15 protein-coding genes are annotated in these 8,621 nt (G+C 32.8%); all 15 read right to left on the bottom strand.

Features of this window, described 5'->3' with window-relative positions:
- Positions 1-239: 239 nt before the first annotated feature.
- Positions 240-632 carry a 30S ribosomal protein S9 gene (gene rpsI, locus KPL37_RS10700; protein WP_216149148.1) on the bottom strand — a complete coding sequence of 131 codons (393 nt, stop codon included), beginning with the start codon at positions 630-632 and terminating at the stop codon, positions 240-242.
- A gap of 24 nt (positions 633-656) precedes the next feature.
- Positions 657-1,091 carry a 50S ribosomal protein L13 gene (gene rplM / locus KPL37_RS10695; protein WP_216149146.1) on the bottom strand — a complete coding sequence of 145 codons (435 nt, stop codon included), beginning with the start codon at positions 1,089-1,091 and terminating at the stop codon, positions 657-659.
- Positions 1,092-1,255: 164 nt separating this feature from the next.
- Positions 1,256-1,990, bottom strand: coding sequence for a tRNA pseudouridine(38-40) synthase TruA (gene truA, locus KPL37_RS10690; protein ID WP_216149144.1), 735 nt, complete (start codon positions 1,988-1,990; stop codon positions 1,256-1,258).
- Between the two features lie 62 nt (positions 1,991-2,052).
- A complete protein-coding gene (locus tag KPL37_RS10685; protein WP_216149142.1) occupies positions 2,053-2,856 on the bottom strand; it encodes an energy-coupling factor transporter transmembrane component T family protein in 804 nt (267 codons plus the stop codon).
- Between the two features lie 76 nt (positions 2,857-2,932).
- Positions 2,933-3,787 (bottom strand): energy-coupling factor transporter ATPase, encoded by an 855-nt coding sequence (locus KPL37_RS10680; RefSeq protein WP_216149140.1) that lies wholly within the window; start codon positions 3,785-3,787, stop codon positions 2,933-2,935.
- Complete coding sequence (locus KPL37_RS10675) at positions 3,772-4,617, bottom strand: energy-coupling factor transporter ATPase (RefSeq protein ID WP_216149138.1); 846 nt, start codon at positions 4,615-4,617, stop codon at positions 3,772-3,774. Before KPL37_RS10675 ends, KPL37_RS10680 begins: the two co-directional genes overlap by 16 nt.
- Before the next feature lie 151 nt (positions 4,618-4,768).
- Positions 4,769-5,110, bottom strand: a complete 342-nt coding sequence (gene rplQ / locus KPL37_RS10670) for a 50S ribosomal protein L17 (protein WP_216149136.1) — start codon at positions 5,108-5,110, stop codon at positions 4,769-4,771.
- A gap of 12 nt (positions 5,111-5,122) precedes the next feature.
- Positions 5,123-6,070, bottom strand: a complete 948-nt coding sequence (locus KPL37_RS10665) for a DNA-directed RNA polymerase subunit alpha (protein WP_216149134.1) — start codon at positions 6,068-6,070, stop codon at positions 5,123-5,125.
- 61 nt (positions 6,071-6,131) lie between these two features.
- The gene (rpsD, locus tag KPL37_RS10660) at positions 6,132-6,752 is read right to left on the bottom strand and encodes a 30S ribosomal protein S4 (RefSeq protein WP_216149132.1); all 621 of its coding nucleotides are present in this window, start codon (positions 6,750-6,752) and stop codon (positions 6,132-6,134) included.
- A gap of 34 nt (positions 6,753-6,786) precedes the next feature.
- On the bottom strand, positions 6,787-7,179 hold the full coding sequence (gene rpsK / locus KPL37_RS10655; RefSeq protein WP_216149130.1) for a 30S ribosomal protein S11: 393 nt from the start codon (positions 7,177-7,179) through the stop codon (positions 6,787-6,789).
- Between the two features lie 15 nt (positions 7,180-7,194).
- Positions 7,195-7,563, bottom strand: a complete 369-nt coding sequence (gene rpsM / locus KPL37_RS10650) for a 30S ribosomal protein S13 (protein ID WP_216149128.1) — start codon at positions 7,561-7,563, stop codon at positions 7,195-7,197.
- 141 nt (positions 7,564-7,704) lie between these two features.
- Positions 7,705-7,818: a 50S ribosomal protein L36 gene (gene rpmJ, locus KPL37_RS10645; RefSeq protein WP_021122033.1), complete on the bottom strand. Its 114-nt coding sequence runs from the start codon at positions 7,816-7,818 to the stop codon at positions 7,705-7,707.
- 15 nt (positions 7,819-7,833) lie between these two features.
- Positions 7,834-8,052 carry a translation initiation factor IF-1 gene (infA, locus tag KPL37_RS10640; protein ID WP_125002904.1) on the bottom strand — a complete coding sequence of 73 codons (219 nt, stop codon included), beginning with the start codon at positions 8,050-8,052 and terminating at the stop codon, positions 7,834-7,836.
- A 7-nt stretch (positions 8,053-8,059) separates the two neighbouring features.
- On the bottom strand, positions 8,060-8,350 hold the full coding sequence (locus KPL37_RS10635; RefSeq protein ID WP_343216250.1) for a KOW domain-containing RNA-binding protein: 291 nt from the start codon (positions 8,348-8,350) through the stop codon (positions 8,060-8,062).
- Positions 8,351-8,405: 55 nt separating this feature from the next.
- Positions 8,406-8,522: a hypothetical protein gene (locus KPL37_RS19730; RefSeq protein ID WP_343216252.1), complete on the bottom strand. Its 117-nt coding sequence runs from the start codon at positions 8,520-8,522 to the stop codon at positions 8,406-8,408.
- Between the last annotated feature and the right edge of the window lie 99 nt (positions 8,523-8,621).

Here is an 8,621-nt window from a genome sequence, read left to right as displayed (position 1 = left end):
TTTGTTTAGCAAACTTACCCACAAGCATATGCCTTATATGTAGTTTCTGTTCGTCAGACCAGAGTTTTGCTGCCGACTTCCTTCAGATTCCACCTCACGGTGGACACCCTTATCTTAAGCTAACGGTTAGCACTATCGGCCCCCGTATCGGACTTTCACCGACGAGTAAACGCCCATGCCGGGCACACTAAAAAACCCTACAAACATAAATGTTTGTAGGGTTTTCAACTTTGCTATTATTATCTCTTTGAAAATTGAGATGCTCTTCTTGCTTTTTTAAGACCGTATTTCTTTCTTTCTGTCATTCTAGGATCTCTTGTTAAAAATCCTGCTTTTTTAAGTTCTGGTCTTAAATTCAAATCAGCTTTTAATAAAGATCTAGAAATACCATGTCTTATTGCTCCAGCTTGACCTGTGTATCCGCCACCATTAACATTAACTAAAACATCAAATTTATCTTTAGTTCCAGTTAATACTAACGGCTGGTTAACTATAAGAATTAAAGTTTCTAATCCAAAGTAGTTTTCTATAGCTCTTTTATTTATAGTAATTTTACCTTCTCCAGGTACAAGTCTTACTCTAGCAACTGATGTCTTTCTTCTTCCTGTTCCTATATATTGAACTTTTGCCATTATATATCCTCCCTTCGAATCTAATTAGTATTTAAGTACTAGTACTTCTGGGTTTTGAGCTTCGTTCTTATGTTCTGGTCCTCTGTAAACAATCATTTTTTTAAGTGTTTGACGACCTAATGGTCCCGTTGGAAGCATTCTTCTAACTGCCTCTTCAAAAATGAACTCAGGCTTTTTAGCTAGTGCAATTCTATATGGAACTTCTTTTAATCCACCTGGATAATGAGAATGATGTCTTAACATTTTTTGGTCTAATTTCTTACCAGTTAAAACTATCTTATCAGCATTAATTACAATTACAAAGTCACCTGTATCTACAGATGGTGTAAATGTTGGTTTATGTTTTCCTCTTAATATTGAAGCTATTTGGCTAGCTGCTCTTCCTAAAACTTTTCCTTCTACGTCTACAACGAACCATTTTCTTTCTACTTCTAGTGGTTTTGCTAAGTATGATTTCATTATTTTCCCTCCCTGAACTTTTAACAATTAAAACTCTATGCTAAAGATCCGGGGCTAGTGGATCTTATACACGATATTTTATACAAACATTTATAAGTATAATACATTCTACCGGGTGTGTCAATGCTTTTACATAAGCATATTACAACTTTATTACTTTTATTTTAATAAAAAACCTCTTCTAAACATAATCCATTCGCTGGAACCGATTTTCCAGCCTTTGATCTCTGTTTCGACTCAATTATATCTTTAATCTCACTTGGTTTTATTTTCTCTTCTCCAACTCTGATTAATGCTCCAACTATTATTCTAACCATATTGTATAGAAATCCATCAGCAGCAACATATATTTTTATAAACTCTTCATTCTTTACAATATCTAACCTAGAAATAGTTCTTACTGAAGTTTTTGCAGAGCTTCCCAAATTTTTGAAAGCAGAAAAATCATGGGTACCTATAAAATACTCAGCCCCTAGTTGCATAGCCTCTACATCCAATATTCGCCTATGTTGATATATGTAATTACGTCCTACTGCAATAGCCTCTCGCCTATTAATTATAGTATAGCTATACATTTTACCTATACTATTATACCGTGAGTGAAACTCATATGGAACTTCAAAAGAATTTAAAATAACAATATCCCTTGGGAGCTTACTATTAATAGCTCCTGTGAATTTTTCTATCATTATTTTGCTATTAGTATAAAAGTTACCTGTATAACCCTTAGCATGAACTCCGGCATCAGTTCTACTAGAACCTGTAATCTGGGTTTTTTCGCGTGTAAGTTCCTCTATAGCGCTCTCAATTTTTTCTTGAATAGTCATAACATTATTTTGTCTTTGCCATCCTGAGTAATTTGTTCCATCGTATTCTATAATAATCTTAATGTTTCTCACTACATCACGCCCCTTTCTATTTATACCTAGGATTTAACAACCCTTTGTATTTTAGCAGAATATTATGTTCTACTAACAATAGTAATGACAAACAGTAGTATAAATGAACAACTTGCAATATAATCTCTTTTAGTTACTTTTAGTTGCTTCATTCTAGTTCTTCCTTCTCCCCCCTTATAACATCTAGATTCCATAGCCATCGCTAATTCATCCGCCCGCCTAAAAGAACTTATAAATAAAGGTACTAGAATAGGAATTAAACTTTTGGCCCTGCTTATTAAATTACCAGATTCAAAATCAGCACCTCTGGCCATTTGTGCTTTCATTATTTTATCAGTCTCATCCATTAACGTCGGAATAAACCTTAATGCTATAGTCATCATCATTGCTAACTCATGAGCTGGCACACCTATTTTTTTAAATGGATTAAGGAGGCTCTCTATGCCATCAGTTAGTTCTATTGGCGATGTTGTAAGTGTTAATATAGATGTTCCCATAATTAAAAAAACTAGTCTAATAATCATAAACGCGGCAATAATTAAACCTTCTTTATAAATTTTTATAAAATGCCATTGAATAAGTGGAAGACTTCCATTTCCCCCAGTCATAAAAATATTTAGTATTGCCGTAATAAGTAATAAAACTAAAATAGGTTTTAAGCCATTGTAAATATACTTTACAGATAGATTTGCAATTAGTATTGTGACTAAAATAAATATAAGTACATATAAGTAGCCTATAAAATTATTAACTAGAAATAGGTCAATAATAAATAATATAGATATTAATATCTTAAATCTTGGATCTAACTTATGTATAAAAGAATTTCCTGGTATATATTGTCCTATTGTAATATCTTTGATCATACAAATTCCTCCAAACGCTGTAAAAAGAACATATTACGGTTCCAAATATGATTTTTATTCAAGCAAAAGAGCTACATTACTCTTTATTGAGTATCTTAAGCAACTCTTGTTTAGCTTTTTCTATGGTAAATATATCTTGAGATAAATCAAATCCTCTATTACGAAGTTCCCTAATTAAATATGTTACCTGTGGTACTGCAAGCCCAACGCTTTCTAATGTATCTATCTCTCTAAAAATTTTCTCAGGTGTTCCATCTAAGATACATTTTCCTTTATCCATTACTAAAATTCTATTTGCAACTTTAGCTACATCTTCCATACTATGTGATACTAAAATTATAGTCATATTGTTTGCTTTATAAAGCTCAACAATTTTATTTAAGATATCATCTCTTCCTTTTGGATCAAGTCCTGCGGTTGGTTCATCTAAAATTAATACCCTTGGCTCCATAGCTACTACTCCTGCAATAGCTACTCTTCTCTTTTGACCACCACTTATCTCAAAAGGTGACTTATCTTTATATTCTCCATAATCAAGTCCAACAATTTTCATGGCGCTTTGAACTCTTCTATTTATCTCATCATTATCTAGACCTAAATTTCGTGGTCCAAATGAAATGTCTTTTTCAATAGTTTCTTCAAAAAGTTGATATTCGGGATATTGAAATACTAATCCAACTTTTTTTCTTATACTTGTTAATTTCACTTTTTTTTTCGTTATATCAATATCATCTACTAAAATCGTACCCGATGTTGGTTTTAGTAACCCATTTATATGTTGAATTAGGGTCGATTTACCAGAGCCTGTATGCCCAATGAGTGCCACAAATTCTCCTTGCTTTATTTCTATAGATACATCATCTATAGCTTTTTTTTCAAAAGGAGTTTTTGGCATATATATATAAGTTAAATTTTCTATTTTAATTGACATAATGCATTCACCATCTCATCTATAGTTAGTATACCAGATTCTATATTAATACCATTCTGTCTAAGTTCATACGCAAGCTCTGTTACCTGCGGAACATCTAAACCTATTTTTTTCATAGTAGCTACATTCTTAAATATTTCTTTTGGTTTTCCGTTCATTACAATTTTACCACTATCCATAACTACTATTCTATCCGCTTCTACTGCTTCTTCCATATTATGAGTTATTAGAATGATTGTTATCCCGTAATTTTTGTTTATCTTTTTTATAGTTCTCATAACTTCTTTTCTTCCATATGGATCAAGCATCGCTGTTGGTTCATCGAAAACAATGCATTTTGGCATCATAGCAAGAATGCCTGCAATCGCCACTCTTTGTTTTTGACCACCCGAAAGTAAATGTGGAGCATGTTTTCTATATTCGTACATATGTACACTTTTTAAAGCATCATCCACTCTTTTTCTAATTTCCTTAGGATCTAATCCTAAATTCTCTGGACCAAATGCTACATCTTCTTCTACTATGGTTGCAACAATTTGATTATCTGGATTTTGAAATACCATACCAGCTACATTTCTAATCTTCCATAAATTAGCTTCTACAGATGTTTGTAATCCATCCACATAAATTTCCCCGGTTGTTGGTATTAGTAGTGCATTTATATGCTTAGCGAAAGTTGATTTTCCTGAGCCATTATGGCCTAGTACCACTAAAAATTCACCCATATTAACCTCTAGATCTAATCCATCTACAGCCACCTTAGGTTCCTCGCCTTCACTTTGCGGGTACTTATAAACAAGTTTATTACATATAACCATTTTTTCACCCATAAGTGTCACTCCCAACGTTTATAAATATGATAAAATTAAAATCTACTAAATTAGTTAATTACAACTTCAGTAGAAATCTTTCCAAAATCAATTAAATATTAATAAGAAAATGGGGATTAAGTTTGTTCCAACTTAATCCCCTTTGCTCAAACTATACTAATTCTATTATACTCATTTCTGCTGCGTCGCCTCTTCTTGGACCCATTTTCATGATTCTAGTATATCCGCCGTTTCTCTCAGCATATTTGGGTGCAATATTATCAAATAAATCTTTAACTACGCTTTCTTCAGTAATGAATGCAAGTGCCTGTCTTCTAGCATGAAGATCTCCTCTTTTTCCAAGAGTTATCATTCTTTCAGCAAACTTTCTAGTTTCTTTTGCTCTAGTTACTGTAGTTTCGATCTTACCATACTTCAACAAATTAGTTGCAAGACTTCTAAACATTGCAATTCTTTGATCAGTGGCGCGTCCTAATTTACGGTACATTGCCATATATTTTCCTCCTTACTCTTCAGTTAGTTTTAAGTTCAAACTCAAAGCTTGAAGTTTTTGTTCAACTTCTTCAAGTGATTTCTTACCTAAATTTCTAACCTTCATCATATCATCCATTGATCTTTCTGTTAGTTCCTGAACTGTATTAATTCCAGCTCTTTTCAAGCAATTATAACTTCTAACTGAAAGATCTAACTCTTCTATAGTCATTTCAAGAACTTTTTCTTTCTTATCTTCTTCTTTTTCAACCATTATTTCAACATTATCAGCATGATCTGTTAATGTCATAAACAATTTAAAGTGTTCAATAAGAATTTTAGCTGATAAACCAATAGCCTCATCTGGTCTAATTGTTCCATTAGTCCAAATTTCAATTGTCAATTTATCATAATCAGTAATTTGGCCTACTCTTGTGTTTTCAACAGTAAAATTCACTCTTTTAACTGGAGTATAAATTGAATCAACTGGTATTGTAGCTATTGGCAATTCATCTGTCTTGTTTTTAGCCATAGACACATATCCTCTACCTTTATTAACAGTTAGTTCCATATATAATTTAGCATCGTCATCCAATGTTGCTATATGCAAATCACTATTAACTACCACTACATCTCCATCAGTGCTAATATCTGCTCCAGTAACTACTCCCGGTCCTTTAGCATCAATATATACTGTTCTAGGACCTTCTCCCTCCATTGTCAGTGCCAAGCTTTTGATGTTTAGAATTAACTCTGTAACATCTTCTTTAACACCTTTAACTGTGGAAAATTCATGAAGTACTGTATCAATCTTAACTGCTGTTGTAGCAACTCCAGGTAAAGAAGAAAGAAGAATTCTCCTTAATGCATTACCTAAAGTTATACCATAACCCCTTTCCAATGGTTCAATTATAAATTTACCATAAGAACCATCTTCAGCTGTTTCTACACATTCTATTTTTGGCTTTTCTATTTCCAACATATAAACCCTCCCTTTTTTAATTGGCAACCTATTATGAGGGCAACTGATTCTATATTGATGACTATTTACTGTATAATTCGACGATTAACGTTTCATTAACAGGAACATCTATATCTTCCCTAGTTGGTATTGCTAAAACTTTTCCTTCAAATTTTTCTAAGTTAGCTTCTAACCAATTTGGTAAGGTTTTAGGGTTTTCAAGGAAAACCTTAAACTTCTCAGTAGCTCTGCTTTTTTCACATGCAGATACTACTTCATTTACTGTTAAACTGTAAGAAGGAATATCTACCTTTTTACCGTTAACTAAGAAATGTCCGTGAGTTACTAGTTGCCTAGCTTCTTGTCTTGAATTACCATAACCCAATTTATAAACTACGTTGTCAAGTCTAACTTCTAAGAGTTTCAATAGATTCTCACCTGTTATTCCTCTTAACTTGTCAGCTTTTTCATAGTATCTTCTAAATTGACTTTCAAGTATTCCGTATATTCTCTTAGCTTTTTGTTTTTCTCTCAATTGTAATCCGTAATTGGACATTTTTTTCTTACTTTGTCCATGTTGTCCTGGTGCATAGCCTCTTCTGGCAAATGCACATTTATCTGTAAAGCATCTATCACCCTTAAGGTTCAGCTTCATACCTTCTCTTCTGCAAAGTCTACAAGTAGCTCCAGTATATCTTGCCATTCAAATTACACCTCCTGTTTTTATAAACTATAAATCAAACTCTTCTTCTCTTTGGTGGTCTACATCCATTATGAGGAATTGGAGTAACGTCTTTGATTAATGTAATTTCTAATCCAGCCGCTTGAAGTGACCTAATTGCCGCTTCTCTACCTGCTCCTGGTCCTTTAACAAATACGTCAACACTCTTTAGTCCGTGCTCCATAGCTGCTTTTGTAGCAGCTTCTGCTGCCATTTGAGCTGCAAATGGAGTACTTTTTCTAGATCCTCTAAACCCTAATCCACCTGCACTAGACCAAGATAAAGCATTACCAGCTACATCTGTAAGTGTAACGATGGAATTATTGAAAGTAGACTTTATGTGTGCACAACCGTGCTCAACATTTTTTCTTTCTTTTTTTCTTCTACTTCTTTTAACTTTTTGAGCCATGTTATTCCCTCCTTACTATTTCTTCTTACCCGCCATTGTTTTCTTAGGGCCTTTTCTTGTTCTTGCATTAGTTTTAGTTTTTTGTCCTCTTACTGGAAGACCTTTTCTATGTCTTATACCTCTATAACATCCAACTTCCATTAATCTTTTTATATCTAATGCAACTCTTCTTCTTAAGTCACCCTCAATTATAAAATTCTTTTGAATGTATGTTCTTAACTCATTAACTTCTTCTTCAGTTAAGTCCTTAACTCTTGTATCAGGATTTATCCCAACAGATTTTATAATCCCCTGTGATTTTGTTAACCCTATACCAAATATATATGTTAAACCTATTTCAACTCTTTTTTCCCTTGGTAGGTCAATACCTGCTATTCTTGCCATTTACTGTTTACACCTCCCACGTAATTGTTGTTATAATTTTATCACATCTCAAGCTTCTAAAACGATGTAATAACGATTTATTATTAAAATATTAACTCTACATTTACTAATTATGTTAATACTTCTTATAAATAAAACCGATCAACCTTGTTTTTGTTTATGCTTAGGATTTTCACAGATAACCATTACTCTTCCTTTTCTCTTTATAACCTTACATTTTTCACACATAGGTTTAACTGATGGTCTTACTTTCATAGCTAACCCTCCTTATTACTTGTCTCTCCAAGTTATTCTCCCACGTGTTAAATCATATGGGGAAAGTTCTACTGTAACCTTGTCTCCTGGTAATATTCTTATGAAATTCATTCTTAACTTACCTGAAATATGAGCTAATATTTTATGCCCACTCTCCAATTCAACTTGAAATATTGCATTGGGCAAAGTTTCTAATACCACACCTTGCATTTCTATTATATCATCTTTTGACATAAGGTAATCAAACCTCCTTACCAATATCTGCAGACTGCAAAAATATTTTAATTTTAGAATTAGTAACATCTTTTTTAGATAAAATTATATCTCTAATTTCTTCAGCTACAGTGCCTGTAAAATTTAGATGTTTAACCTTCTTCTTTTTAGGTTTCTCTATTCTTCTTAACTCTCCATCAGAAATATACACATATTCATTATTAAGTATACCTACAACAATAAACGTTTTGTGCATATCCCTGCCCGCTTTAGAATTTACCACCTTACCTACAAGGCTATTATTCTCCAAATCATTCACCTCAATTAGTTCAATGCTAATATTTCAGGAACATAATTTATATCATCATGTCTCCTTAAAGTAAAACCCGGTTAGATGGAATTCCATGAACCACTTCATCATTAACAGATGTAAATATGAACGCTGGAAATCCACAATAACCCTTAAAAAATGGTTTATCACCCTGTTTTATTATGAACTCTTCAGCTAATTTATTTAGTTCTGCAGTGGTTATTCTAGGTTTTATTACCTCTTAATTATTGCAAGAGTTTCTGAAACCACCTTACCCGCA

The sequence above is a fragment of the Clostridium frigoris genome (genome assembly GCF_018861865.1).
GTDB classification, from domain to species: Bacteria; Bacillota; Clostridia; order Clostridiales; family Clostridiaceae; genus Clostridium_AD; species Clostridium_AD frigoris.
The sequence above is the reverse complement of the archived record's forward strand: the minus strand, read 5'-3'. Positions and strand labels throughout refer to the sequence as shown.

Bases quoted from the DNA above. Each gene is read 5' to 3' on its own strand.
- rpmJ (WP_021122033.1), bottom strand. From the start codon at position 7,818: ATGAAAGTAAGACCATCAGTTAAACCTATGTGTGAAAAATGTAAGGTT.
- KPL37_RS10685 (WP_216149142.1), bottom strand. From the start codon at position 2,856: ATGATCAAAGATATTACAATAGGACAATATATACCAGGAAATTCTTTT.
- rpsD (WP_216149132.1), bottom strand. From the start codon at position 6,752: ATGGCAAGATATACTGGAGCTACTTGTAGACTTTGCAGAAGAGAAGGT.
- rpsI (WP_216149148.1), bottom strand. From the start codon at position 632: ATGGCAAAAGTTCAATATATAGGAACAGGAAGAAGAAAGACATCAGTT.
- rpsK (WP_216149130.1), bottom strand. From the start codon at position 7,179: ATGGCTCAAAAAGTTAAAAGAAGTAGAAGAAAAAAAGAAAGAAAAAAT.
- rpsM (WP_216149128.1), bottom strand. From the start codon at position 7,563: ATGGCAAGAATAGCAGGTATTGACCTACCAAGGGAAAAAAGAGTTGAA.
- KPL37_RS10680 (WP_216149140.1), bottom strand. From the start codon at position 3,787: ATGTCAATTAAAATAGAAAATTTAACTTATATATATATGCCAAAAACT.
- KPL37_RS10665 (WP_216149134.1), bottom strand. From the start codon at position 6,070: ATGTTGGAAATAGAAAAGCCAAAAATAGAATGTGTAGAAACAGCTGAA.
- rplQ (WP_216149136.1), bottom strand. From the start codon at position 5,110: ATGGCAATGTACCGTAAATTAGGACGCGCCACTGATCAAAGAATTGCA.
- KPL37_RS10675 (WP_216149138.1), bottom strand. From the start codon at position 4,617: ATGGGTGAAAAAATGGTTATATGTAATAAACTTGTTTATAAGTACCCG.
- infA (WP_125002904.1), bottom strand. From the start codon at position 8,052: ATGTCAAAAGATGATATAATAGAAATGCAAGGTGTGGTATTAGAAACT.
- rplM (WP_216149146.1), bottom strand. From the start codon at position 1,091: ATGAAATCATACTTAGCAAAACCACTAGAAGTAGAAAGAAAATGGTTC.